The sequence below is a fragment of the Microbispora siamensis genome, assembly GCF_016863095.1.
In the GTDB taxonomy this organism is placed as follows: Bacteria; Actinomycetota; Actinomycetes; order Streptosporangiales; family Streptosporangiaceae; genus Microbispora; species Microbispora siamensis.
This window is the reverse complement of the sequence record NZ_BOOF01000004.1, coordinates 223154-247023: the sequence shown is the minus strand read 5'-3', so window position 1 is coordinate 247023 and position 23870 is coordinate 223154. Positions and strand designations below refer to the sequence as shown.

Below are 23870 nucleotides of genomic sequence, written 5' to 3'. Positions count from 1 at the left end.
ATGGCGGCATGCTGCACGTGCTGATCGTGAACTACACGGGCTCCGAGGAAGACGCCGCTCCCTTCGTTCGCGATCACGTCGGCTATCTCGAACGGCACCACGCGGACGGCGTCTTCCTGGTGTCGGGGCAGACGGTGCCGTCGTCACAGGGCGGGGCCATCCTGGCCTGCGGCGTGGACCGCGAGACCATCGAGCGGATCAGCGCCGAGGACCCGTTCGTCGTGAACGGCGTCGCGACCCACTCGATCACGACGATCGAGCCGGGACGGGTCCATCCGGCTCTGGGCTCGGACACCGTGGTCAGCGGCTGGCAGTTTCGGCAGCGGGACGGGGTTCAGCGCTCTTCGCGGTGCGGTGCAGACGCAGAGCGGAGATGAGGAAGAAGACGCCGCCGACGGTCGCGTACCCGGCGAGGCTTGTCAGCGATGCGGTCGGCGTACCGGCCTGGAGGATGAACCCCGTCCCGGCGATCGTGGAGATCGCACCACTGAGGATCATCGCCCATTGGCCGCCGAGCCTGCGGCGGCTGACGGCCACGATGAGCTGCACGATCCCGGCGGTAATCGCCCAAGCGCCCCAGACCCGCAGTACCGCGGGCACGCCCGAGGTGGCCGTGGCGGCCAGGCCGATGGCGGCGAGCAGGCTGAGGGCCAGGTTGACGTACAGAGCTGCGGCGGGGCGCGCGGTTTGCGAGGAGCGCAGATCGATGACGGCCGCGGCGACGTCGAACAGCGGGTAGATCACGAGCAGTGCCACACTCACTGGGCCAGTAGCCGGCCCGGTCACGAACATCAGGACCGCCCAGATGAGGGCGAATCCGAATCGCACCACGTAGAGGTTCCGCAACGCCGCGGCAGTGCGACCGGCGTTCACATCAGTGACGGTGGTCATTCTCTGTCTCTTTTCGCCAGGGGGAGTAGGTAGAATGACTAGTAACTCTACCTGAGGGTGACGGTAGCCCGGCGGTGAGGTCCGGCGCAAGGGGCGAAGAGGAGGAACGCGTATGATCTCGAGCATGAACAGCCCCATGCGTGAGCGCCTCCTTGAGGCGGCGACCGAGCTGTTCTACGCACACGGGCTCCGCGCGGTGAGCGTCGACAAGGTCATCGACCTCGCCCGCACGACGAAGGTGACGTTCTACCGACACTTCAAGACCAAGGACGACCTCGTCGTCGCTTACCTCGAACGCCGCGCCGCACTCGAGCGAGACGGCATCGATGAGGCGATCAAGCAGGGCAACGGCGATGTCGATGCCACCCTGCGGGTGATCTCCGAGGCGATCGGGATCATTGCCTGCGCGCCCGGCTTCCGCGGCTGCCCCTTCATCAACGCCGCCGCCGAATACCCTGACCCGGACAGCCCGGTCCGCAAGGTCGTCGACGCGCATCGCCGCTGGAACAAGAGGACGTTCGAACAGCTCATCGCCCCGCTCGGTATCGCGAATTCCGGAGACGTCGCCGACGACCTGATGCTGATTCGCGATGGCGCCATGGTCGCCGGATACCTCGACCAGCCGGCTACCGTCGCCGCCTCGTTCCTCCGCAGTAGCCAGGCCGTTATCGGCACCGGCAACTCGACTCAGAGCTGAGCCCGCTGCCTTCGACGTCGGCCACTCGACTACAACGCGGCGGATGTGGTGGCGTTATGAAGTCGATCGCGCCCAGGCTGACCACCAGCGCGAGCGCTCCGTCGAAAAGCCTCTCTCAGACCAAGGGGTGACGCGTGTGGCGGCGTCCGTGCGGTTGGGACTACAGAGCACAAGCGCCCGCGGGCTTCTTCGCTCAGAGCAGGCGTGGCGAGCACGAGCCCGATCGCGTACAGACGTATAGGCGCTTATCGGAGGTGGTCGGAGAGGTAGCGGCGGACGAGGCGTTTGCATTCGGCGATGAGGTCGGGGTCGCCGTCGGGGTGGGCGCGGAAGGCCAGCTTGAGCACGGCGTCGGCGGCCTCGACGGCGACAACGAAGGCGCGCGACAGGCCGTCGCCCGGTGCCACGCCGAGCAGATCCACGATGAGAGAACGCAGGCGGTCGGCGACGACCACGTTGTTCTCCAGCGCCTCGTCGAGCATCCGCTGGGTGCCGGGAAGGGCGGGCCCGCCGGGAGCGGCGAGCACCTCGCCGAAGTCCACCACACCGAAGCCGGGCGTGGTCCGCTTCATGCGGACGAACTCGTCGACGACCAAGTCCACGACGCCGGTCCAGTCGGACAGCGGCGCGGCGGCCAGCCGGGACGCGATCCGGTCCAGGTACGCCTCCAGGTTCCGCAGCGCGAGCGCGCGGACCAGGCTCTGCTTGTCAGTGAAGAACTGGTAGAAGGTCCCGATCGGCACCTCGGCCCGGCGGGCGACCTCCTTGGTGGTCAGGGCGGCGTACCCCACCTCGTCGAGCAGCAGGGCGCACTCGTCCAGCATGCGCTCGACCCGCTCCTGACTGCGGCGCTGTGCGGGCCGTCGGCGCAAGGCTCCCCCTGTTGTCATTCCGCCATTCTCTCCCGCTTTTCGGACAACCGAGTTAACATGAGTTCTCCTCATATTAGTTGAGAGAGGCGGCACAATGTTCCTCTGGGGTACGGCCACCGCGTCCTACCAGATCGAAGGAGCGGTCACCGAGGACGGCAGAGGGCCTTCCGTCTGGGACACCTTCTCCCACACGCCGGGGAAGGTCCGCGACGGGCACACGGGCGACGTGGCCTGCGACCACTACCACCGCTACCTCGAGGACGTGGCGCTCATGGCCGGCCTCGGCGTGAACGCCTACCGCTTCTCCATCGCCTGGCCGCGGGTGATGCCCACCGGCGCCGGCCCGGTCAACCAGGCCGGGCTCGACTTCTACGACCGTCTCGTGGACGCGCTGTGCGAGCGCGGCATCGCTCCCGTGCCGACGCTCTTCCACTGGGACCTGCCGCAGGCGCTGGAGGACGAGGGCGGCTGGCTCAACCGTGACACCTCCCGCCGTTTCGCCGACTACGCCGCCGTCGTGGCCGAACGGCTGACCGACCGCGTACACATGTGGATCACGCTCAACGAGCCGTTCGTCCACATGGTGGAGGGATACGGCCTGGGCATACACGCCCCGGGCAGGGCGCTCATGTTCGACGCGCTGCCGGTGGCCCACCACCAGTTGCTCGGGCACGGCCTGGCCACGCAGGCCCTGCGGGCGGCCGGGGCGGAGCAGGTGCTCATCACCAACAACTGCACCCCGGTCTGGCCCGCCTCCGGCTCGCCGGAGGACCTGGCCGCCGCCGAGACGTACGACATCCTGCACAACCGGCTGTTCAACGACCCGGTCCTCACCGGCGCCTACCCCGATCTGTCGGCGTTCGGCGTCGAAATCCCTGTGAGACCCGGCGACCTGGAGACGATCGCCCAGCCCCTCGACGGATTGGGGATCAACTACTACAACCCCACCCGGATCGGCGGCCCCGCCGGGGACGGCCTGCCGTTCCGGTTCGAGGAGATCTCCGGCGTTCCCACCACCGCGTTCGGCTGGCCCGTCGTCCCCGACGGCCTGCGCGAACTGCTCGACTCCCTCAAGGCGCGGTACGGCGACGCGCTGCCGCCCGTCTACATCACCGAGAACGGCTGCTCGTACGACGGACTGGACGACCAGGAGCGGATCGCCTACCTCGACGGCCACATCACGGCGATGCGCCAGGCGGACGTGGACCTGCGGGGCTACTTCGTCTGGTCACTGCTGGACAACTTCGAGTGGGCCGAGGGCTACCACCAGCGGTTCGGCCTGGTCCACGTCGACTTCGAGACCCAGCAGCGCACTCCGAAGGCGTCCTACCACTGGCTGCGGAAGTTCCTGGAGGCCACCGACACGCTGGAGGTTCAGAGCACCGACACGTGAACGTGGTCGTAGTGGTTGGCGGTGATGCCGCCGCGGTCCGACATCATCCGCCAACCGGCATGCGTACGCATGTCGTAGTAGCGCTGCTGCCAGATGATGTACATGATCCCGTACTCGCTCGCGTGATCGATGCACCACTGCGCCAGGGCGTCGCCGCGCTCCTTGGCCACCGCGTCGGGCATGCGGCCGCCGCTGCTCATCATGAAGTCGCAGGCCCGGCCCTTGCCGTGTTCTCCCGGGTCGCCGGGCCGCAGACAGCCCACACTGAAGGGCATCGGGAACTGAGCCATGATCGCGTTGCGTACGGTGATCATGCGCTGCGTCAGGCCGCTGCCGGCGTCGGGTGTCTGGAAGCCGTACTTGGCCATCAGCCGCTCGACCTCGCCGCGCCTCGACTTGAGCTCTTTGATGTGGGCCTGCAGCTTGTCGATCTCGTCGGCGGCCGCGGCGGCCGCCTTCTTCTGCTTGGCGACGAGATCCTTGACGCTGTTGAGCCGCTCGGTCCTGGCGTTGCCCAGATAGGCCAGCGTCGCCAGCGAACTCGGGTCGACCGACAAGGAGAAGAGCCGGGAGGCGTCCGCGCCCCCGCTCATGTACGAGGTCTGGGCGAACGCGGCCACCTGCCGCTGGGCCGCGAGCAGGTCCCCCTTCAGCTTCCTGACCCTGCCGGACGCCTTCTGCGCGGCCCGCTTCGCGTCGTCCAGGCTGAGGATCTCGCCGCGGTACTCCTTCTGGAGCGCGGCGGCCTCCTGGGTGAGCTTGCGGAGCTTGGCCTGCTGGTCCGGCTCGGCCTCGGCGGTGAGCGCACCCGAGACGGCGCCCGAGACAGACGGTGCGACGAGCAGCGCGGTGGTGACCACCGCCAGCCTGGCCCAGCGTCCCGACCGCACGCGACCTCCACTCGGATTCGGCCTGAAACTATAGAAGACGATCTTTACGTCTGCTACCGGAACAGGTGAAACTCTTGGGATCAAAGCGGACAATCGCCGGATTCTCCATGCTGTGACCAATTCGTGACTTACGCGTCGCCTTACCGCACTTGAACGGGATTTGACCCCGGCAGAGATTCGGGAGATCGTCACCCCCCACGAAGGGCTCACCGATGTCCCGACGAGAGATCGTCTCGACTCTGGCCGCCGCGGCTCTCGGCGCGGCGCTCCTGCTGCCGGTCTCCCCGGCGCAGGCCGGCCAGGGCGACCCGCTCCCCCCAGCGGACCAAGCCGACCTCTACCAGCTCGACAGCGCGCCCGGCACCTCGGGCACGCTGACCCAGAAGGGCTTCGACGTCGTCCAGCGGCACCTCGCGGGCGACAAGGAGCACGTCGAACTGACGGCGACACCCGCCGAGCTCAAGAAGCTCCAGATCCTGGGCTTCCGGCCCGAGCCGGTGCGCAACCCTCAGGGCCAGACGCAGTTGCAGGCCGCCAAGGCGCAGGCGGCCGGCGGGTACACCGTCTGGAAGTCCTACTCGGAGAAGGGCGGGATCGCCGACCAGCTCCGATCCATCGCGGACGCCAACAAGGACATCGCGAAGCTGGAGACGATCGGCAAGACCCTCCAGGGGAAGGACATCCTCGCGCTGAAGCTGACGAAGCTGGCCCGGGTGCTGCCCGACGGCGTCAAGCCGTCCGTGCTCTACTCGGCCACCCAGCACGCCCGTGAGTGGATCGCGACCGAGGTCGACATGCGGCTGCTGAAGTATCTGGTGGCCAACAAGGGCACATCCGACGTCGGCCGGCTGCTGGCCACCACCGAGGTGTGGTTCGTGCCGGTCGCCAACCCCGACGGCTACGACTTCACCTTCACCGAGGGCAACCGCCTCTGGCGCAAGAACCTCCGGGACAACGACGGCGACGGCCAGATCACGGGCAACGACGGCGTCGACCCCAACCGCAACTTCCCCACCCGCTGGGGGTACGACGAAGAGGGCTCCTCCAGCGTCTTCAGCAGCGAGACCTACCGCGGCACCGGCCCGGCGTCGGAGCCCGAGACGCGGGCCATGGACGGCCTGCTCAAGCGGCTGCGCTTCAAGGCGCAGGTCAACTACCACTCCTACGGCCCGCTGCTGCTGTATCCCGAGGGCTGGCAGGTCGAGACGAAGACCGCGGACGACCCCGTCTACCTGGCGCTGACCGGCACCGACGAGAACCCGGCCGTTCCCGGCTTCGACCCCGGGGTCGGCGCCGAGCTCTACACGACGAACGGCGAGACCACCGACCACGCCCACAAGGCGTACGGCACGCTCGCGTGGACGCCGGAGCTGGACGAGGGCTGCGACGGCTGCGGCTTCGTCTTCCCCGACGACGAGGCGCTGGTGCAGGCCGAGTTCGAGAAACAGCTTCCCTTCGCGCTCGACGTCCTGAAGTCGGCGCCGAACCCGAGCGAGCCGGTCAGCCACCTCGGCAACACCGTGCCCGACTTCGTCGTGGACGCGTTCGACGTCAGCTACGGCACCGACCAGGTCGTGCAGGTGGACGCCAAGCGCAAGCTCGGGCCGGTGCTCCTCGAATACCAGGTCAACGGCGGGCGCACCAGGACCGTCCCGACCTCCGAGTGGAAGGGCGGCGAGCGGTACGGCGACGGCTACGACACCTACTTCCACCAGCTCAGGGGCACGGTCAAGGGTGCGAAACCCGGCGACACCGTGAAGGTGTGGTTCCGCTCGCTCACGAAGAAGAGCGAGGCGTTCACCTACAAGGTCGCCACGGACATCGGCGGCAAGGTCCTGATCGTCGCGGCGGAGGACGTCACGGGCGTCAGCCCGGTCCAGGGCGTCACGGAGGCGAAGTACGCCGACGACTACGCCAAGGCGCTCGCGGAGGCCGGCTACTCCTCCGACGTGTACGACGTGGACAAGAACGGCCGCAAGGCGCCCCACCCGCTCGGGGTCCTCAGCCACTACAAGGCCGTCGTCTGGGAGACCGGCGACGACATCATCCCCCGCGCGTCCGGGCAGCCCGGCGGCACCGCCGCCAACCTGGCCGAGGCCCTGGAGCTGGCGTTCCGCGACTACCTCAACGAGGGCGGCAAGCTGCTCGCCACCGGCAAGTACGCGCTGTACGCCCAGAACGCCAACGGCTCCTACTGGTACGAGCCGGACTACCCGGCGCAACCCGAGTGCACGACGCTGAGCAAGCCGCCGTGCCTCTCGCTGAGCAACGACTTCGTGCAGTACTACCTGGGCGCCTACACCTTCGTGGAGGGCGGCGGCCAGGACGCCGACGGGAACACGCTGCCGCTGCGCGGCGCCGGCGGCGCCTTCGCCGGCTTCACCGGCACGCTCAACGGCGGCGACTCGCCCGGGAACCAGAACCGCACCGCCTCGTTCGTCACGACCTCCTCGGTCCTGCCGGCCGACCGGTTCCCGCAGTTCGCCAGTTCGGCCCCGCTGAAGTGGCAGTACGGCGCGGGAGCGCCGTTCAGCCCGCGCACCGGCGCCTGGGACGTGCAGAGCGGCCAGGCGGACGTGTCCTACAAGCGCCTGACGAGGACGATCGACCTCACCGGCAAGACCAGTGGCGAGCTGTCGTTCTGGACGTCGTACAACACCGAGCCGGACTGGGACTTCCTGACCGTCGAGGCGCACACGGCGGGCCAGGACGACTGGACGACGCTGCCCGACGCCAACGGGCACACCTCGGACGCGGCCGGTGAGAGCTGCGCCGCCGGCTGGGTGGACATCCATCCGTTCACCGCCCACTACCAGACGTACGACGGCGCGTCGTCCTGCACCGCCACCGGCACGACCGGTGCGTGGCACGCCGCCTCCGGCTCGTCGAACGGCTGGCAGCAGTGGTCGGTCGACCTGTCGGCGTACGCGGGCAAGAAGGTCGAGGTGTCGATCTCCTACATCAGCGACTGGGGCACCCAGGGCCTCGGCGTGTGGCTGGACGACGTGGCCGTCAAGGCCGACGGCGCCACCCTCGCGGAGACCTCGTTCGAGGACGACCTGGGCGGCTGGACGGTCGCCGGGCCGCCTCCCGGGTCGGCGGCCGCGTTGAACGACTGGGCGCGCAGCGACCGGTCGCTCGACGACGGCGCGGGCATCGCCACGAAGGACACGGTCTACTTCGGCTTCGGCGCGGAGGGCGCGACGACGCAGGCGATGCGGACGGATCTGGTCCGGCGGTCGATGGCCCACCTGCTCGGACGGGCGCTTCCGTAGGGCCCCACTTCAGCCGCACCGTCCGGCCCGTGCCGCCCGGCGCGGGCCGGACCGCGGCGGCTCTTGCCAAGGCCGAGCAGAACATGGTTCGGTCAGATTGAGTGCGCGAAGACGCGCCCGATCAGGAGGCAGGCATGCTGCAGCACGACACGCTGTTCATCGGGGGCGACTGGGTGGCCCCCGCGGGCACGGGCACGATCGAGGTGATCTCTCCCCACAGCGAGGAGGTCGTCGGGCGCGTGCCGGACGGCACGGCCGCCGACATGGACCGGGCCGTCGCGGCCGCCAGGGACGCCTTCGACAACGGGCCCTGGCCGCGGATGACGATGGCCGAGCGCGCGGCGGTCGTGGGCCGGCTGGCGGAGATCTACGAGGCGCGCCAGGCCGAGATGGCGGAGATCATCACGACGGAGATGGGCTCTCCGATCACGTTCTCCCAGCTCGCCCAGGCGCCGCAGCCGCTGGGCATGCTCAAGTACTACGCCGGCCTCGGGGCGACGTTCCCCGAGGAGGAGGAGCGGCCCGGCCTGTTCGGCCCGGTGATCGTCCGACGCGAGCCGGTCGGCGTGGTGGCGGCCGTCGTCCCCTGGAACGTCCCCCAGTTCGTCACCATGACCAAGCTGGCCCCGGCGCTCGTCGCAGGCTGCACCGTGGTGCTCAAGCCCGCTCCCGAGACACCGCTCGACTCCTACCTGCTCGCCGAGATGGTCAAGGAGGCCGGCATCCCCGCCGGGGTCGTCAACATCGTCGCGGCCGGCCGCGAGGCGGGCGAGCACCTCGTCTCCCACCCGGACGTCGACAAGGTCGCCTTCACCGGCTCGACCGCCGCCGGCCGCAGGATCGCGTCGATCTGCGGCGAGCAGCTCAAGCGCTGCACGCTCGAACTCGGCGGCAAGTCCGCGGCGATCATCCTGGACGACTGCGACCTGCCCTCGGCCATGGGCTTCCTGTCGATGGCCTCGCTGATGAACAACGGCCAGGCGTGCGTCGCGCAGACCCGCATCCTCGCCTCCCGCAACCGGTACGACGAGGTGGTCCAGGCCGTCGCCGAGATGGTGACGAGCCAGCAGGTGGGCGACCCCGCCGACCCGGCCACCGGGATCGGGCCGCTGGTGGCCAGGCGACAGCAGGAGCGGGTCGAGGGCTACATCAGGGCGGGCATCGAGGAGGGCGCCAAGCCCGTGGTCGGCGGCCTCGACCGGCCGTACGACCGGGGCTGGTACGTCGCCCCGACCGTCTTCGCCGGGGCCACCAACGACATGCGCATCGCCCGTGAGGAGATCTTCGGCCCGGTGCTGGCGGTGATCCCGTACGAGGACGAGGCGGACGCGGTGCGGATCGCCAACGACAGCGACTACGGCCTGTCGGGCTCGGTCTGGACGGCCGACACCGAGCGCGGGATGGACGTCGCCCGCCGGGTGCGCACCGGCACGTACGGCGTCAACATGATGCACACGCTCGACCCGAACACGCCGTTCGGCGGCTTCAAGGCCAGCGGCCTCGGCCGGGAACTCGGACCCGAGGGCCTGTCGGCCTACCTGGAGACCAAGTCGATCGCCCGCCTGGGCTGAACGCCTGCTGAGCTGAACGCGTCCCTCCGGCCCGGTACGGCGTGCGTGCCGTACCGGGCCGGTGAAACCGCCCAGCGCGCCCCCGCGACGCTGGGCCACACCCGTGTGAGGGCGTGCGCCGATCCCCAATCGGCGGCGCGGACGGAGGGGTTCCGGATCCGCACAACCCTCATAGACGACCCTTATGGGGTTTTGGTTCGCGAAATCCAGCGACCAATTTTTCGGACCAGGCCGGGGGTGGCCGCCGCCTCCGCGTGGCCGTAGCCGGGCTCGATCCACAGCTCCTTCGGCTCGCCGGCGTACTCGTACAACTGGTAGGCGTGCTCGGTGGGGAAGAACGGGTCGCTGTCGCCGTGGACGATCAGCAGCGGCGTGGGCGCGACCAGGGCCGCCGCCTCGTACGGCGGGAGCGGGACGGGGTCCCATCCGCCGCCCGCGATCCTGGTGCGCTTGACCAGCCGGGCCGCCAGCCGGCCGTGCCAGCGTTCGATCGCCCAGTGGACCTGGCGCATGGGCTTAGTGCCCCGGTAGTACCAGCGGGCCGGGCCGCTCACCGACACCACCCCGTCCACGCCCCCGTGCAGCGCGGCGTGCCGCACGACCACGGCGGCGCCCATCGAGAAGCCGACCGTGGCGATCCGGCGGTAGCCGATCGCGCGGGCGTGCTTGACCGCCGCGTCCACGTCGAGGACCTCCAGGTCGCCCACCGTGGACTGGCCGCCGGAGCGTCCGTGCCCCCGGAAGTCGAACGACACCACTCCGCCGAACTTCGACAGGACGTGCACGATGCGCCGGGTGTCCGGCCCTCTCCACGTGCCGGTGAAGCCGTGCGCGACGACGATTCCGAGATCGAGTGAGCCGTTGGGCGTGTGCGCCGCGTCGATGCGGACACCGTCCGCCGTGCGCAGCATCGCTCCGAAAGCAGCAGCGAGAGCCATGCCCCCGACCTTATTTCCCACCACTTCACCCCCTGTGCGACGGGGATCTTTCAGAGGTCGGCCGTCGAGCGCAGCCGGTCCCAGGCGACCCCCAGCCTGACCTCCTCGTCGTCGAGTGACTCGATCTGGTCCCACTCGGCGTACCGGATCTCGCCGTGCATGCGCCGCACGAGGGCGCCGAGCAGCGACGGCCGCCACAGCCCGGGGCCGCGCTCGTACCCGAAGAGCTGCCCGGCACGCCGCCGGGCGATCAGCAGCCCGGCCAGCCGGAACGCCTGTTGGACCTCGGCCAGCAGCGGCCCGTCCTGGACGAGACGGACGTCCACCGTGTCGCCCGCGACCTCCCCCGACGGACCGCGGACGGTACGGCCGAGCAGCCCGCCGAGCCGCATGCTGTCCGGCCTGTCCTCCCACCTCTCCCGCACCCGGAGGGTGCTTTCCGGGGCATCCTGCTCCTCCGTACCGGCCGCTCCGGGGATGCGGCTGACGACGTTCCTGGTCAGCCAGCGCTCCAGCGCCAGGTCCTGCCGGCGGCCGGCCACCCGTACGGCGCTGCCGATCTCGGTCACCACGCTCATCTCGATGCGGTACGGCCCGGGCCGCTCCTCCCCCCGGAAGAGGCGGTCGGTCTCCGTCATCAGCCATCCCGGCAGGCCGCCGAGCCGCGGGCCGAGCGCCAGCGGACCGGACAGGATCGCGGTGACGTACGGCCGGTCGCCGGGCTGCACCTCCAGGTCGTCCACCTTGCACAGCAGGCGGTCGTCGCTCTCCCTGACGACCTGCCGGTCGAGCAGGTGCAGGCGGGCGTGCAGCACCCGTGCCGGCTCACTCATCGACCCCTCACCTCCTCGTACGGCGCCGTCACTGCCCTGCCTTGGTCGCGAGCATCAGGGGGATGGCCGCGACCGCCACGACGAGAAGCAGCACCATGTAGAAACTTCCCAGCACGTTGCTGAATCTGCCGTTGACCTTCTCCCCCATGTAGTCGGGATCGTTGGCGATCATGAGAACCGGCAGGTAGGTGAGCGGAAGGGCCGCGGCCGAGAAGACCAGCGAATACTCGGTCACCTTGATCGGGTCGATGGTGGTGAGGATCAGCGCGGTCGCGACGATCACCGACGCCAGCACGGTCACGTGGAACCGGGCGGCGCGGCCGGGCACCACGTACTTGCCCCACTGCCAGCCGAAATACTGGCTCAGCGAGTAGCCGGACGACAGCGCGGTCTCCAGCGTCGCGCCGAACGTGGCCGCGAACACCCCGAGGATCACCACACCGAGCCCGATCTTGCCCACTCCCTCGGCGACCGGGAGCACCATCTGCCCGAGCGAGTCGGGCTCGGCCTCGACCGGCATGAACACGGTCGCCGCGCACGCCGCGATCGTCAGCGACAGCACCCCGCCGAGGGGGAAGCCGACGAACACGTTGGCCCGCGCCGTCACCAGATCCTTGCGCGTCCACTTCTCCTCGACGCCGCCGGAGGAGAAGAAGAACACCTCGTACGGCGTCATCGCCCCGCCGAGCAGCGCGATCGCGTAGTAGAGGTAGGTCGGCACGCCCTCGTCCTGCGGCGGCCGGGTGAGCTGCGTGGTCAGCTCGCCCCAGTCGGGCCCGAGCTGCCACAGCGCCACGATGAACACGACGAGCGCGAGCCCGGCCAGCCCGAAGACGCGCTCCATGGTCTCGAACTTCACCCGCCACATGACCAGCCAGGCGACCAGGGCCACGGGCGGCACCCACAGCAGGTAGTTGAGCCCGGTCGCCAGCTCCAGCGCGAGCGCGGCGCCGCCGATCTCGGCCGCGAGCGTGAGCACGTTGATGAAGAACGACGCGCCGAGGTTGACCAGCCCGGCGCGGGGGCCCATGCGCTCGCGGACGAGGTCGAAGACCGGCCGCTGCGACACCGCCGCGATCCTGCCGGACATCTCGGCGAAGACGCAGATCCCGATAATGCCGACGACCACCACCCAGGCGAGGGACATCCCGAATCTCGCCCCCACGACGGCGTTGGCCACCAGGTCGCCGATGTCCACGAAGCCGCCGAAGGCCGTCAGGATGCCGAGCGTGACCGCGATCAGTTTCTTCACTTGTGCTTCTCCGCGAAGTCGCTCAGCTCGCGCGCGAGCCCGTCCAGCTCCCGTGCGGCGGCCTCCGGGTCCTGCACCCCGTCGCGGCGCGCCTGGATGAGCAGGTCCTCCACCTCGCTCTCGGCCTTCTCGGTGAGGCGCAGCACCTCGTCCCTGATCCGGTCGGAGGCGTCCGAGGGCGGCTGCACGCCGCCGAACTGGTCGTTCACGCTGCTCAGGTCCTGCACCGCCTCGGTCAGCACGACCTCGGCGTACGGACCGGTCATCCGGTCCCGGTACGCGACGGCGGAGCGGGCGAAGCGCAGGGCCGAGACGGCGGACTCGGCCGTCTTCCCGGCCTTCAGCGCGTAGTCGTGGTCGTCCCATGCGGGGCTGACGCAGGCGGACAGCAGGAGTGCCGTGAGGAGGGCGAGCGGCGCCAGCCGAGCCGACGGGATCATGTGCGCCGCCGCAGCAGGAGGTAGGCGAGGACGAGTATCGGCACCAGTAACTCCGCCCAGGCGATCAGCAGGACGAGACCTTCATCCGTCACAGCCGACTCACCTGCCCGAACGGAAAGCCTTTAGACAGGATGGAATGCGATCCGCGGCGAGGGCGTTGCCATCGAGGGTCCTGTACGGCCGCGGCGTGTGGCGGCGAGCGGGATCAACTAAAATGGCTGGGCCGTGTCATGCGGCGATGTGCGTCTCGCTTCGGTCCCGGGACGCGGACGACACCCCGACGAACCAGAGCGAGACTTCACTATGCCTATGAACACCCGCGACGACCTGCGGAACATCGCGATCATCGCGCACGTCGACCACGGCAAGACCACGCTGGTCGACGCGATGCTGTGGCAGTCCGGCGCGTTCCGGGCCAACCAGGACGTCGACGAGCGGGTCATGGACTCCAACGACCTGGAGCGCGAGAAGGGGATCACCATTCTCGCGAAGAACACCGCGGTCCGGCACGGCGGGATGACCCTGAACATCATCGACACGCCCGGCCACGCCGACTTCGGCGGCGAGGTCGAGCGCGGCCTGTCGATGGTGGACGGCGTGGTGCTGCTGGTGGACGCCTCCGAGGGCCCGCTGCCGCAGACCCGCTTCGTGCTGCGCAAGGCGCTCGCCGCGAAGATGCCGGTGATCCTGTGCATCAACAAGGTGGACCGGCCGGACGCCCGCATCGCCGAGGTCGTCGACGAGGTGTACGAGCTGTTCATCGACCTCGACGCCACCGAGGAGCAGATCGACTTCCCGATCGTGTACGCCTCGGCCAAGGCCGGACGGGCCTCGCTGGAGCGCCCCGCCGACGGCGGCATGCCGGACTCCCCCGACCTGGAGCCGCTGTTCGAGACGATCAAGAACACGATCCCGGCGCCGGTCTACGACCCGTCCGCGCCGCTCCAGGCCCACGTCACCAACCTCGACGCGTCCAGCTACCTGGGCCGTATCGCGCTGTGCCGCGTCCACCAGGGCACGATCCGCAAGGGCCAGCAGGTCGCTTGGTGCCGCACCGACGGCAGCGTGCAGCGCGTCAAGATCTCCGAGCTGCTGATGACCGAGGCGCTGGAGCGCAAGCCCGCCGAGGAGGCCGGGCCCGGCGACATCATCGCGATCGCCGGCATCCCGGACATCATGATCGGTGAGACGCTGGCCGACCCGGACGATCCGCGCCCGCTGCCGCTGATCACGGTCGACGAGCCGGCGATCTCCATGACGATCGGCACCAACACCAGCCCGCTGGTCGGCAAGGTCAAGGGCGCCAAGGTCACCGCCCGCCTCGTGAAGGACCGCCTCGACAAGGAGCTGGTCGGCAACGTCTCGCTGCGCGTGCTGCCCACCGAGAGCCCGGACGCCTGGGAGGTGCAGGGCCGCGGCGAGCTGGCCCTGGCGATCCTCGTCGAGCAGATGCGCCGCGAGGGCTACGAGCTGACGGTCGGCAAGCCGCAGGTCGTGACCAAGGTCGTCGACGGCAAGGTGCACGAGCCGGTCGAGCGCCTCACGGTCGACTGCCCCGAGGAGTACCTGGGCGCCGTCACCCAGCTCCTGGCCGTACGGAAGGGCCGCATGGAGCACATGACCAACCACGGCACCGGCTGGATCCGCATGGAGTTCCTGGTGCCGGCCCGCGGCCTGATCGGCTTCCGCACCGAGTTCCTCACCGAGACCCGCGGCACCGGCCTCGTGCACCACGTGTTCGAGACGTACGAGCCGTGGTTCGGCGACCTGCGCACCCGCAACAACGGCTCGCTGGTCGCCGACCGCGCGGGCCAGGTCACCGCGTTCGCCATGCTCAACCTGCAGGAGCGCGGCACGCTGTTCGTCTCCCCCGGCACCGAGGTGTACGAGGGCATGATCATCGGGGAGAACTCCCGCTCCGACGACATGGACGTGAACATCACCAAGGAGAAGAAGCTCACCAACATGCGCTCCTCCACCAGTGAGGAGACCGAGAAGGTGATCCCGCCGCGCGTCCTGTCCCTGGAGCAGGCCCTGGAGTTCATCCGCGACGACGAGTGCGTGGAGATCACCTCGGAGACCGTGCGCATCCGCAAGGTCGTCCTCGACGCGGCCAGCCGTGGCCGCGCCGCCGCCCGCGCGAAACGAGCCAACTGAGCGCGGCAACTGAGCTCCTTCATCCGAGGCCCCCGCCGATTCGATCGGCGGGGGCCTCTGCTTTGGTCAGGAGTCGCTCGCCGGCCAGGTCAGCCGGCCCGCGCGCAGGTCGTCCACGACCGACCGCAGCCAGCGCTCCTCCGCCTCGGTGACCGCGAGCACGTACTCGCTCTCGATGACGGCGACCCTGGGCAGGTCGCCCGTCTGTTCCGCCAGCGCGGCCTCCAGGCCCGCCCGCGTCTCCGCCAGCCGCTCGGCACGGCGTTCCAGCAGCCGCAGCGCGTCCTCCGGCGGGATCATCATCAGGTGTGACAGTGCCGCGGGGAACTGCGGGAACTCCTGCTTGGGCACGGCCAGCATCTGGTCCAGCCACTCACGGGCGACGCGCCGTCCCGCGTCGGTGAGCTCGTACACGGTCCGCTCCGGATAGGCCGGGTCGCGGGTGGTCTCGCGGACGGCGATCAACCCCTCGGCGTGCAGCCGCTCGATCGTGCGGTAGAGCCCGGCCCGCTGGCTCACGTTGACGACCTGGTCCTTGCCCCATTGCTTGATCAGCCGCTGCACGGCGTACGGGTGCATCGGCTCGTGGTGCAGCAGTGCCAGCACGGTCAGCGCGAGCGGGGAACTGCGGACGGAAGCGCTCATGCCCCGCATCCTAGCCTCAGGCGAACTAGTTGACGAGCAACTAGTTGCAATGCAACTATTCCAACGGCGACCGATCAACGGCTCGCGGCAGACGAGGAGTGGTGAGCATGAGCAAGGTGACCAGCGCTTTGGTGATCGGCGGCGGCATCGCCGGGCCCGTGACGGCGCTCGCCCTGGCCAGGGCCGGCATCCGGGCGACCGTGCACGAGGCCCACGACAGCGCCGCGGACGGCGTCGGGGCGATGCTCAGCCTGGCCCCGAACGGGCTCGACGCGCTGCGGATCGTGGGAGCGGACGAGGCGGTGCGGGCAGTGGGGCAGCCTGTCCCCGGCGTGGTGATGGCCGACGGCGCCGGGAACCGGCTCGCCGAGTTCGGCGGGTTCCCCGGCCTGCCGCCCACCCTGGCGATGCCGCGCGCCGCCCTCTTCCGGGCACTGGCCGACCACGCCGTGGCGGCGGGGGTGCGGATCGAGTACGGCAAGCGGCTCGTCTCCGCCGAGGAGACCCCGGAGGGGGTGACCGCCACGTTCGCGGACGGCACCACCGCCACCGCCGACGTGCTGATCGGCGCCGACGGCATCCGATCCACCGTCCGCACGCTGATCGACCCCGGCGCGCCGGGCCCCGAGTACGGCGGCGTCCTCAGCTTCGGCGGCTACGCCGACGACGCCGGCGTACGCGCGGAACCGGGGGTCATGTACTTCGCCTTCGGCCGCACCTTCATCGGCTACTGGCGACTGCCCGACGGCCGGATCTGCTGGTTCGCGAGCCTGCCCCGCGCCGAGCCTCTCACCTACGCCGAGGTCGTCCGCGTCCCCGCCGCGGACTGGCTGGCCCGCCTGCGCGACCTTTACGCCGGGCACGTCCCGGGCGAGAAGCTGCTGGCGGGCACCGACCCCGGCGACCTCATGATCACCGGCCCGATGGAGCGCATGCCCCCGGTGCCGCACTGGCACCGCGGCCGCATGGTCCTCGTCGGCGACGCGGCCCACGCCCCGTCGTCCAGCTCTGGGCAGGGCGCCTCTCTGGCGGTGGAGAGCGCCGTCGAGCTGGCCCGCTGCCTGCGCGACCTGCCGCAGCCCGAGGCGTTCGCGGCGTTCGAGCGTCTCCGGCGCCCCCGGGTGGAGATGATCGGCGGCGACGCCGCGGCCAAGAACAAGGCCAAGGCCGGCCAGGCCGGCGACCGGCCCGCCATGCCGGCTCCCGAGCAGATGTTCGCCCCCGTCCACCTCCACCACATCGACTGGGACGCGCCCGTCAGCGCCTGACGCCGCGACCGGCAAGAGCGGGTAAACGTCGGGCACAGATGGCGTCGTGTGCCGCTCCCCGCCACATCCGGGCGTGCTCTGCTGTCGCAGGCATCGAGTGTGTCTGAGGAGGAGCGACCATGCCCCGCACAACCCGTTTCGCCCTGGCCGCCGGGCTCGCCCTGGGACTCGCCGCCGCGGCCGCCCCGGCCGTGCCGGGGCTGTCCGCCGGGATGGCGGCGGCCTCGGCCCCGCAGGCCCGTCAGTGGGAGTCGGCGAGTGGGTCGGCGACCGCCGTCATCAAGAACACCGCCGGACGCGTCCTCGGCACCGTGCGGGTCGAGCGGTACGACGCGAAGAAGTCGCGGGTCAGCGTCAGCGTGCGGGGGCTCACTCCCGGGTTCCACGGCTTCCACGTCCACGCCGCCGGCGTGTGCGACGCGCGCTCCGTCGACCGGGCGACGGGCAGCGCGTTCTCCAGCGCCGGAAGCCACCTCGGCCCCGGGGAGCACGGCGACGGAGCCGGGGACATGCCGCCGCTGCTGGTGGCCGCCGACGGCACCGCCTCCGCGTCGTTCGTCACCGACAGGTTCACGCTGGAGCAGCTGGGCGACGCCAACGGCAGCGCGTTCGTGGTGCATGCCGGGCCGGACAACTTCGCGCACATCCCGGACAGGTACTTCCACCGCCCCGACGCCACCGGCGCCACGGGCCCGGACGCGACCACGCGCAAGACCGGCGACGCCGGCGCCCGGATCGGCTGCGGGGTCGTCAAGGTCCACGCCTGATCCGTCGCCTCCCGAGCGATGTCAGGAGATGTGGCGGCGCAGCCAGTCGACGAGCGGGACCAGCGCCCGCCAGGTCGAGCGGACCCGGTCGAGGGTCTCGGGGGTGTGCAGCCACGGCTCCGGCTCGAACCGCCGCCCGGCGTGCAGCGTCTTGTGCCGGAGGAGTTCGAGCCGGGGGTGGTCCTCTGGCGTCCCGCGGGGGCGGGTCTTGAGCCGGTCGCCGCCGACCGTCAGGTCACCGGGCAGGGCCGCGAGGGTCTCCTCCAGCAGGGTCCCGGCGGTGTCGTCGTCCAGCGCCTCGCGGTAGCGGAGCACCTGGTCGCCCGGCATCCACCAGCCCGCCGCCACGTAGAGGCCGTCGGCGTCCACCTGCAGGTAGTAACCGACGCCCTCCACGCCCACTCCGCAGTAGGCCCCTTGATGCGTCTTGTACGGCGACTTGTCCTTGGAGAACCGGACGTCGCGGTGCGGCCGGAACAGGTGGGCCGGTCCGAACTCCGGCTCCAGCTCGTCCATGAGCGCGAGCATCGGCGCCCGGACCCCGGTCTCGTACAACTCCTTGTGGGCCGACCAGTACGCCTTCGAATTGTCGGCGACCAGGCCCTCGTAGAAGATGAGCGCCTCGTCAGGGAACCCGCTGAAACCCATGCCACCCACCTTCGCACGCCCCACCGACAGTCACGGGACCGGGACCGGGACCAGGGCCGCGCTTACGCGCTCAGCGCCGCCGTCTCGCCGTGCCGAAGATCGACCTGGTGATCTCCCGGCCGAGCGCGGTCGCGGCGGTGCGGGCCAGCGACCTGAACTCCTTCGAGGCGAGCATCTCTTCGAGCGCCGACTGCCTGGGGGCCCTCTCCGGTCTCTCCTCCGGTCTCCCGACCGGGGCTTGCGGCTCGGGCTCCTGCTGCCGGGCCAGACGCGCGGCGAGGATCTCGTACGCAGACTGCCGGTCCACGGCCGTGCCGTACTTCGGCAGGAGCGGGGACGCGGCGATGATCCCCTGGACGACCGCCGGGGCGGACGGCGCCATGAGCGAGCGCGGCGCGCGCAGCCGTGTCCAGGCGACCGGCGTCGGGGCCCCGGTCTCGGACAGGACCGTGACGACCGCCTCCCCGATGCCGAGCTCGGTGAGCAGCCGTTCGAGGTCGTAGGAGGAGGCGGGGAACGTCGAGACGGTCGCCTTCAGCGCCTTGGCGTCCTGCGGGGTGAAGGCGCGCAGGGCGTGCTGCACGCGCGCGCCGAGCTGGGCGAGGACGTCGGCCGGCACGTCCTTGGGCGTCTGGGTGACGAAGAAGACCCCGACCCCCTTCGATCGGATCAGCCGCACGGTCTGGGTGATCGACCTGAGGAACGCCTTGGACGCGCCCTCGAACAGCAGGTGCGCCTCGTCGAAGAAGAACACCAGCGACGGCTTGTCGGGATCGCCCACCTCGGGCAGCGTCTCGAACAGGTCCGCGAGCAGCCACATCAGGAACGTGGAGAACAGCTGCGGCCGGTCCTGCACGGCGGGCAACTCCAGGATGGAGATCACGCCGCGCCCGTCCGGCGTGGTCCGCAGCAGATCGTGCACGTCGAACTCGGGCTCGCCGAAGAACGCCTCCGCCCCCTGGGCCTGGAAGTTCACCAGGGCGCGCAGGATGACCCCGGCGGTGGACGCCGACAGCCCGCCGATGCCGCTCAGCGCCTCCGGCGTCTCGGTCAGATAGCGGATGACGGCGATCAGGTCCTTGAGGTCCAGCAGCGGCAGCCCGTGCGTGTCGGCGAAGTAGAAGATCAGCCCGAGCGACGACTCCTGGGTCTCGTTGAGTTCGAGCACCCGCGACAGCAACGTCGGCCCGAACGCGCTCATGGTGGCGCGCAGCGGGATGCCCTCCCCCACGCCGCCGAGGGAGAAGAACTCGGTCACGCAGCCCTCGGGCGCCCAGTCCTGGCCCACGTCGGCGGCCCTGCGGGCGATCCGGTCGCCCGGCGTCCCCGGCGAGGCCAGGCCGGACAGGTCGCCCTTGACGTCCGCGAGGAACACCGGCACGCCCTGAGCGGCGAGCTGCTCGGCCATGAGCTGCAGCGTCTTCGTCTTCCCCGTGCCGGTCGCCCCGGCCACCAGGCCGTGCCGGTTCATCATGCGCACGGGGATGCGGACGCGCTCGGCGGGATCGGCCGTGCCGTCCTCGCGTACGAGCGCGCCCAGCTCCAGCGCCGGGCCCTCGAAGTCGTAGCCCTTCATCGGTTCGTGTACTTCTTCCCGGGCGTGGTGCTGCCGAGCAGCTCCGAGACGGTCACGTACGTGAAGCCCTTGTGGTCGAGCTCGTCGAGCAGGTGGGGCAGCGCCTGCACGGTGGTGGGGTGGATGTCGTGCATGAGCACGATGTCGCCCGGTTTGGCCGCGGCGCTGCGCTGGGCGATCGTCGTGGGGTTGCGGTTGAGCCAGTCGAGGGTGTCGACGGCCCACAGGATCTGCGCGAGCCCGGTCTGCTTCGTCTCGTTGTCCACCGCCTGGTTCGTCGCACCGTACGGCGGGCGCATGAGCCGCATCGTCACGCCGGTCGCCTTCCGCACGGCCTCCTGCGTCCGGTCCAGCTCGCGGCGCAGGGCGTCGGACGACAGCCCCGGCAGCGAGGCGTGGTCCCAGGAGTGGTTGCCGATCTCGTGGCCCTCGGCGGCCATCCGCCGCACGAAGTCCCGCGTCTCGCCCGTGATCATCTGCCCGAGGATGAAGAACGTGGCCCGGGCGTGGTGGGCCGCGAGGAGGTCGAGGACGTGCCCGGTGTATTCGGCCGGCCCGTCGTCGAACGTCAGCGCCACGCATTTGTGCTGCCTGCAGTCGACGTGCCGCGGCGGCGGGACCGCGGGCAGGCGCGGCCCCGGCGCTCCCCGTTGCGCCCCCGCGAGCCGGAAGCGCAGCAGGTCGGCGTCGAAATGCCGGGGCGTGCCGAAGCGCGGATGCGGCGCCACGGGACGTTCCCCCGCGGCCGGTACGGTGGTTGTCCTGGCCTGGGCACATCCGCCGAGCAGCAGCAACGACAGCAGAACGGATCCGATCCGCATACGACCCCCCGGAGCAGGCGGGGGGCCACGAACGCTACGGATAGCCTCCGGCCGCTCCCCCCCGCAGAACCTTTTCCAGCTCCTCCCACCAGGGCGGCACGTCCGCCTTGAGTTCGGCGTACCTGCGCGCCACCCGGATGGCGCATCCTGCGGGGTCCGTACCCAGGTGCCGGCACTTCACGGCACCCTCGCGCCAACGGTAAAAGCCCTCACGGAAGGTCACGACCAGGCCTATCCAGACGGAGAGAGTAGCCTCGTCACCGATCTCGTAGGCGTCGGCCACCCCGAGCGCGGCGAGTTCCGCGCGAAGTTTTTCCACCGCGACTCGCGACTCACTCACCGGCCACCGCCCCCTGCACAGCAGACACGCACAAAAAGGGATGTACCCAACCTTGGAGCGGCGCTTGCGGATTCATTCTGTAATCATCGGCTACTAAGCGTCACCACGCAGCCCTTACTCGTCAGTCATGTGCGGGTTCTCCGGCAGCAGGAGGCTCACCCGAGGTCGGGCGGCACTGTCGCATGGGGCGGCACCGTCGCATCAGGCGGTTCGGGGGGCTCGGTGACCACCATCACGAACCGCAGCGGCTCGTCGTGCTCGTTGGCGTACCGGTGCGGCCGGTCGGCGCTGAACACGACGGCGTCGCCGGGCCCCACGACGTGGCTCCTGCCGTACACGGTCAGCGTGAGCCGTCCCTCCAGGACGGTGAGCATCTCGCGGGTGCCGGCGGGGTGCGCGTCGCCGTCGTGGTGCTCGCCCGGCCCGAGCCGCCAGTCCCACAGCTCCAGGATCGCGGGCGCGTCCGTCCCCACGAGCAGGCGGGCCGACCCTCCCCCCGGATGCCGGAACGTCACGACCTCGGACTCGTGCACGACCCGTACGACCGGGGTGTCGGCGACCTCCACCAGCCGCGCGAGGGTCACGCCCAGCGCGTCGGCGATCCGGGTGAGCGTGTTGACGCTCGGGTTGGTGCGGCCCTGCTCGATCTGGATGAGCATGCCGCGGCTCACGTTCGACCTGGCCGCGAGCTCGTCGAGGGTCATCCCCCGGTGAGCCCGCTGGCCCCGTACGTTCGCGGCGATGGCCGCGGTGATCGTCGCAGGATCAGCCATGAGTACAGCGTAGTGATCTCCTACTACAATCCATTGCACTCACGATGCAATCTCTTGGGGGATCTGTGACGGCGGTGGCCCTCGCTACGGCATGCGCGGTGATCTTCGGCACGGCCGACTTCTTCGGGGGGCTCGCCACCAGGCGGTCGAAGGTGCTGGCCGTCGTCGTGCTCTCCCAGCTCGGCGGCCTGCTGCTGGTGGCCGCCCTGCTCCCGGTGCTGCCGGGCCACGCGAGCACGGCCGCGCTGGCCTGGGGGATGGCCTCCGGGGTCGCCGGCGCCTTCGGCATCGTGCTGTTCTACCGCGGCCTGGCCACCGGGATGATGTCGGTGGTCGCCCCGACCACGGCCACGACCGCGATGGCGGTCCCTGTGGTGTTCGGCCTGCTCACCGGCGACCGGCCATCCGCCCTGGCGCTCGTGGGCGTCGCGCTCGGCCTGTTCGCCGTCCTGCTGGTCAGCCGCGAGCCGAACGGCGGGGCGAGCGGCCCGAAGGCGGGGCCGATCCTCGCCGCCCTGGTGTCGGGAGCGGGTTTCGGCGGGTTCTTCGTGCTGCTCAAGCTGGCCCCGGCCGACTCGGGCACGTGGCCCCTGCTGGGGGCGAGGATCGCGTCGATCACGCTGGTCGCGCTGCTGGCCCTCGCGACCCGCAGGAGCCTGCGCCCGGTGCCCGGCAGCCTCACGGTGACGATCACGGCCGGGGTGCTCGACATGGCCGCCAACGTGCTCTATCTCTTCGCCGCGCAGCGGGGGATGCTCACCCTGGTGGCCGTCCTGGTGTCGCTCTATCCGGCGAGCACGCTGCTGCTCGCGCGTTACGTCCTGGGCGAGCGGCTGAGCCCGGTGCAGATCACCGGCGTCGGGTTCGCGCTCGGCGCGATCGCCCTCATCGCCGCCGCCTGAACCGCGCCCCTCAACCGCGCCCCGAAGCGCGTCGGGGCCCGCGGGCGCGGGACACCACGTCCCTGCGCTCCTCACGGGCCCGTCAGGCGCGGGTCAGGCGGCGCACACCTGCTCGGGGACGCGTACGACGCCCTCCTCGCGGGCGTAGTCCTCCAGCATCCCCCGGAGCTGGCGGCGGCCCCGGTGCAGCCTGGACATGACGGTGCCGATCGGGGTGCCCATCCGGTCGGCGATCTCCTTGTACGCGAAGCCCTCGACGTCGGCCAGGTAGACGGCCACCCGGAAGTCCTCCGGCAGGGCTCGCAGGGCGTTCATCACGACGCTGTCCGGGATCTGGTCGAGCGCCTCGGTCTCGGCCGAGCGCAGCCCGGTCGACATGTGCGACTCGGCCGCGGCCAGCTGCCAGTCCTCGATCTCCTCGGCGGCCGACAGCTTGGGCGAGCGCTGCTTCTTCCGGTAGTCGTTGATGAAGTTGTTCGTGAGGATGCGGTGCAGCCACGCCTTGAGGTTCGTGCCCTCGCGGAACTGGTGGTACGACGTGAACGCCTTCGCGACGGTCTCCTGGACCAGGTCCTCGGCATCGGCGGGGTTGCGCGTCAGACGCATGGCGGACGCGTAGAGCTGGCTCGTCACCGGCACGACCTCACGCTCGAACCATGCCTGCCGCTGCTCGTCGGTCGAGATCATCTCTTCCCCCTACGGAACTTCTCCCCCGTTACCCGTCCGGCCGGAACACATGCGAGGTCACTCGTTCATCCTTGTGCCAAGGACATCGTGCCGATTGGGGCCTAAGCACGGTGTTAATGTCGTCCGGCCTGGTCAGCGCCATCGCCGTGGAGACCAGGCCCGCGCGGCCAGGTCACGCGCAAGCCGAACAAGTCTCATTAGCGTAACACTGGAGCCTCAATCCGGAGTAAAATG

23 protein-coding genes are annotated in these 23870 nt (G+C 70.3%); 9 read left to right on the top strand and 14 right to left on the bottom strand.

Annotation, left to right across the window (positions count from 1 at the left end; translation table 11 throughout):
- Positions 1 to 8 precede the first annotated feature (8 nt).
- Positions 9 to 377 (top strand): YciI family protein, encoded by a 369-nt coding sequence (locus Msi02_RS05490; protein ID WP_204047343.1) that lies wholly within the window; start codon positions 9 to 11, stop codon positions 375 to 377.
- On the opposite strand, the gene Msi02_RS05485 is transcribed toward Msi02_RS05490, so the two are convergent.
- A complete protein-coding gene (locus Msi02_RS05485; protein ID WP_204047342.1) occupies positions 301 to 891 on the bottom strand; it encodes a hypothetical protein in 591 nt (196 codons plus the stop codon). The genes Msi02_RS05490 and Msi02_RS05485 overlap by 77 nt on opposite strands.
- A gap of 124 nt (positions 892 to 1015) precedes the next feature.
- Here Msi02_RS05485 and Msi02_RS05480 point away from each other — a divergent pair, with 124 nt between their 5' ends.
- Positions 1016 to 1588, top strand: coding sequence for a TetR/AcrR family transcriptional regulator (locus Msi02_RS05480; RefSeq protein ID WP_239108143.1), 573 nt, complete (start codon positions 1016 to 1018; stop codon positions 1586 to 1588).
- Positions 1589 to 1833: 245 nt separating this feature from the next.
- On the opposite strand, the gene Msi02_RS05475 is transcribed toward Msi02_RS05480, so the two are convergent.
- Entirely contained in the window at positions 1834 to 2478 is a 645-nt protein-coding gene (locus tag Msi02_RS05475; protein ID WP_204047340.1) for a TetR/AcrR family transcriptional regulator, read from the bottom strand.
- A gap of 76 nt (positions 2479 to 2554) precedes the next feature.
- On the opposite strand from Msi02_RS05475, the gene Msi02_RS05470 reads away from it, so the two are divergent.
- Positions 2555 to 3853 carry a GH1 family beta-glucosidase gene (locus Msi02_RS05470; protein ID WP_204047339.1) on the top strand — a complete coding sequence of 433 codons (1299 nt, stop codon included), beginning with the start codon at positions 2555 to 2557 and terminating at the stop codon, positions 3851 to 3853.
- Here the strand turns inward: Msi02_RS05470 and Msi02_RS05465 are convergent.
- Complete coding sequence (locus Msi02_RS05465; RefSeq protein WP_204047338.1) at positions 3835 to 4743, bottom strand: coiled-coil domain-containing protein; 909 nt, start codon at positions 4741 to 4743, stop codon at positions 3835 to 3837. The two genes, Msi02_RS05470 and Msi02_RS05465, sit on opposite strands and share 19 nt — an antisense overlap.
- Positions 4744 to 4955: 212 nt before the next feature.
- Between Msi02_RS05465 and Msi02_RS05460 the strand changes: the two genes are divergently transcribed.
- Positions 4956 to 8018: a M14 family metallopeptidase gene (locus tag Msi02_RS05460; protein ID WP_204047337.1), complete on the top strand. Its 3063-nt coding sequence runs from the start codon at positions 4956 to 4958 to the stop codon at positions 8016 to 8018.
- A 134-nt stretch (positions 8019 to 8152) separates the two neighbouring features.
- On the top strand, positions 8153 to 9589 hold the full coding sequence (locus Msi02_RS05455) for an aldehyde dehydrogenase (protein WP_204047336.1): 1437 nt from the start codon (positions 8153 to 8155) through the stop codon (positions 9587 to 9589).
- A 182-nt stretch (positions 9590 to 9771) separates the two neighbouring features.
- Here Msi02_RS05455 and Msi02_RS05450 read toward each other — a convergent pair whose 3' ends face one another.
- Genes Msi02_RS05450 through Msi02_RS05435 form a run of 4 tightly spaced genes read right to left on the bottom strand, consistent with a single transcriptional unit; the run spans position 9772 to position 13052 of the window.
- Positions 9772 to 10527, bottom strand: coding sequence for an alpha/beta hydrolase (locus Msi02_RS05450; RefSeq protein ID WP_239108142.1), 756 nt, complete (start codon positions 10525 to 10527; stop codon positions 9772 to 9774).
- Positions 10528 to 10577: 50 nt separating this feature from the next.
- A complete protein-coding gene (locus tag Msi02_RS05445) occupies positions 10578 to 11360 on the bottom strand; it encodes a hypothetical protein (protein WP_204047335.1) in 783 nt (260 codons plus the stop codon).
- Positions 11361 to 11388: 28 nt separating this feature from the next.
- On the bottom strand, positions 11389 to 12612 hold the full coding sequence (locus Msi02_RS05440; protein WP_204047334.1) for an NRAMP family divalent metal transporter: 1224 nt from the start codon (positions 12610 to 12612) through the stop codon (positions 11389 to 11391).
- Positions 12609 to 13052 (bottom strand): hypothetical protein, encoded by a 444-nt coding sequence (locus Msi02_RS05435; protein ID WP_204047333.1) that lies wholly within the window; start codon positions 13050 to 13052, stop codon positions 12609 to 12611. The genes Msi02_RS05440 and Msi02_RS05435 overlap by 4 nt, the downstream gene beginning before the upstream one ends.
- A gap of 303 nt (positions 13053 to 13355) precedes the next feature.
- Between Msi02_RS05435 and typA the strand changes: the two genes are divergently transcribed.
- Positions 13356 to 15209, top strand: coding sequence for a translational GTPase TypA (gene typA, locus Msi02_RS05430; RefSeq protein ID WP_204047332.1), 1854 nt, complete (start codon positions 13356 to 13358; stop codon positions 15207 to 15209).
- Positions 15210 to 15275: 66 nt separating this feature from the next.
- Here typA and Msi02_RS05425 read toward each other — a convergent pair whose 3' ends face one another.
- Positions 15276 to 15854: a PadR family transcriptional regulator gene (locus Msi02_RS05425; protein WP_204047331.1), complete on the bottom strand. Its 579-nt coding sequence runs from the start codon at positions 15852 to 15854 to the stop codon at positions 15276 to 15278.
- A gap of 107 nt (positions 15855 to 15961) precedes the next feature.
- Here Msi02_RS05425 and Msi02_RS05420 point away from each other — a divergent pair, with 107 nt between their 5' ends.
- Positions 15962 to 17122 (top strand): FAD-dependent monooxygenase, encoded by a 1161-nt coding sequence (locus Msi02_RS05420; RefSeq protein WP_204047330.1) that lies wholly within the window; start codon positions 15962 to 15964, stop codon positions 17120 to 17122.
- Positions 17123 to 17241: 119 nt separating this feature from the next.
- Positions 17242 to 17889, top strand: coding sequence for a superoxide dismutase family protein (locus tag Msi02_RS05415; protein WP_204047329.1), 648 nt, complete (start codon positions 17242 to 17244; stop codon positions 17887 to 17889).
- 21 nt (positions 17890 to 17910) lie between these two features.
- Here Msi02_RS05415 and Msi02_RS05410 read toward each other — a convergent pair whose 3' ends face one another.
- The 5 genes from Msi02_RS05410 to Msi02_RS05390 all read right to left on the bottom strand — a co-directional run bounded on the left by Msi02_RS05410 (position 17911) and on the right by Msi02_RS05390 (position 22047).
- The gene (locus Msi02_RS05410; RefSeq protein WP_204047328.1) at positions 17911 to 18537 is read right to left on the bottom strand and encodes a DUF2461 domain-containing protein; all 627 of its coding nucleotides are present in this window, start codon (positions 18535 to 18537) and stop codon (positions 17911 to 17913) included.
- Positions 18538 to 18607: 70 nt separating this feature from the next.
- The gene (locus tag Msi02_RS05405; protein WP_204047327.1) at positions 18608 to 20113 is read right to left on the bottom strand and encodes a helicase HerA-like domain-containing protein; all 1506 of its coding nucleotides are present in this window, start codon (positions 20111 to 20113) and stop codon (positions 18608 to 18610) included.
- Positions 20110 to 20934, bottom strand: a complete 825-nt coding sequence (locus tag Msi02_RS05400; protein WP_204047326.1) for a polysaccharide deacetylase family protein — start codon at positions 20932 to 20934, stop codon at positions 20110 to 20112. The genes Msi02_RS05405 and Msi02_RS05400 overlap by 4 nt, the downstream gene beginning before the upstream one ends.
- 34 nt (positions 20935 to 20968) lie before the next feature.
- Positions 20969 to 21274, bottom strand: a complete 306-nt coding sequence (locus tag Msi02_RS05395; protein ID WP_079312678.1) for a hypothetical protein — start codon at positions 21272 to 21274, stop codon at positions 20969 to 20971.
- 155 nt (positions 21275 to 21429) lie between these two features.
- The gene (locus Msi02_RS05390; RefSeq protein ID WP_204047325.1) at positions 21430 to 22047 is read right to left on the bottom strand and encodes a helix-turn-helix domain-containing protein; all 618 of its coding nucleotides are present in this window, start codon (positions 22045 to 22047) and stop codon (positions 21430 to 21432) included.
- 98 nt (positions 22048 to 22145) lie between these two features.
- Between Msi02_RS05390 and Msi02_RS05385 the strand changes: the two genes are divergently transcribed.
- Positions 22146 to 22949, top strand: a complete 804-nt coding sequence (locus Msi02_RS05385; protein WP_239108141.1) for a DMT family transporter — start codon at positions 22146 to 22148, stop codon at positions 22947 to 22949.
- Positions 22950 to 23042: 93 nt separating this feature from the next.
- On the opposite strand, the gene Msi02_RS05380 is transcribed toward Msi02_RS05385, so the two are convergent.
- On the bottom strand, positions 23043 to 23636 hold the full coding sequence (locus Msi02_RS05380) for a sigma-70 family RNA polymerase sigma factor (protein WP_079312684.1): 594 nt from the start codon (positions 23634 to 23636) through the stop codon (positions 23043 to 23045).
- Between the last annotated feature and the right edge of the window lie 234 nt (positions 23637 to 23870).

Excerpts from the sequence above, each read along its gene's own strand:
- Msi02_RS05425 (WP_204047331.1), bottom strand. The coding sequence starts at position 15,854 with ATGAGCGCTTCCGTCCGCAGTTCCCCGCTCGCGCTGACCGTGCTGGCA.
- Msi02_RS05470 (WP_204047339.1), top strand. The coding sequence starts at position 2,555 with ATGTTCCTCTGGGGTACGGCCACCGCGTCCTACCAGATCGAAGGAGCG.
- Msi02_RS05450 (WP_239108142.1), bottom strand. The coding sequence starts at position 10,527 with ATGGCTCTCGCTGCTGCTTTCGGAGCGATGCTGCGCACGGCGGACGGT.
- Msi02_RS05420 (WP_204047330.1), top strand. The coding sequence starts at position 15,962 with ATGAGCAAGGTGACCAGCGCTTTGGTGATCGGCGGCGGCATCGCCGGG.
- Msi02_RS05455 (WP_204047336.1), top strand. The coding sequence starts at position 8,153 with ATGCTGCAGCACGACACGCTGTTCATCGGGGGCGACTGGGTGGCCCCC.
- Msi02_RS05435 (WP_204047333.1), bottom strand. The coding sequence starts at position 13,052 with ATGATCCCGTCGGCTCGGCTGGCGCCGCTCGCCCTCCTCACGGCACTC.
- Msi02_RS05485 (WP_204047342.1), bottom strand. The coding sequence starts at position 891 with ATGACCACCGTCACTGATGTGAACGCCGGTCGCACTGCCGCGGCGTTG.
- Msi02_RS05410 (WP_204047328.1), bottom strand. The coding sequence starts at position 18,537 with ATGGGTTTCAGCGGGTTCCCTGACGAGGCGCTCATCTTCTACGAGGGC.
- Msi02_RS05475 (WP_204047340.1), bottom strand. The coding sequence starts at position 2,478 with ATGACAACAGGGGGAGCCTTGCGCCGACGGCCCGCACAGCGCCGCAGT.
- Msi02_RS05405 (WP_204047327.1), bottom strand. The coding sequence starts at position 20,113 with ATGAAGGGCTACGACTTCGAGGGCCCGGCGCTGGAGCTGGGCGCGCTC.
- typA (WP_204047332.1), top strand. The coding sequence starts at position 13,356 with ATGCCTATGAACACCCGCGACGACCTGCGGAACATCGCGATCATCGCG.
- Msi02_RS05415 (WP_204047329.1), top strand. The coding sequence starts at position 17,242 with ATGCCCCGCACAACCCGTTTCGCCCTGGCCGCCGGGCTCGCCCTGGGA.
- Msi02_RS05460 (WP_204047337.1), top strand. The coding sequence starts at position 4,956 with ATGTCCCGACGAGAGATCGTCTCGACTCTGGCCGCCGCGGCTCTCGGC.
- Msi02_RS05390 (WP_204047325.1), bottom strand. The coding sequence starts at position 22,047 with ATGGCTGATCCTGCGACGATCACCGCGGCCATCGCCGCGAACGTACGG.
- Msi02_RS05480 (WP_239108143.1), top strand. The coding sequence starts at position 1,016 with ATGAACAGCCCCATGCGTGAGCGCCTCCTTGAGGCGGCGACCGAGCTG.
- Msi02_RS05380 (WP_079312684.1), bottom strand. The coding sequence starts at position 23,636 with ATGATCTCGACCGACGAGCAGCGGCAGGCATGGTTCGAGCGTGAGGTC.
- Msi02_RS05445 (WP_204047335.1), bottom strand. The coding sequence starts at position 11,360 with ATGAGTGAGCCGGCACGGGTGCTGCACGCCCGCCTGCACCTGCTCGAC.
- Msi02_RS05490 (WP_204047343.1), top strand. The coding sequence starts at position 9 with ATGCTGCACGTGCTGATCGTGAACTACACGGGCTCCGAGGAAGACGCC.
- Msi02_RS05400 (WP_204047326.1), bottom strand. The coding sequence starts at position 20,934 with ATGCGGATCGGATCCGTTCTGCTGTCGTTGCTGCTGCTCGGCGGATGT.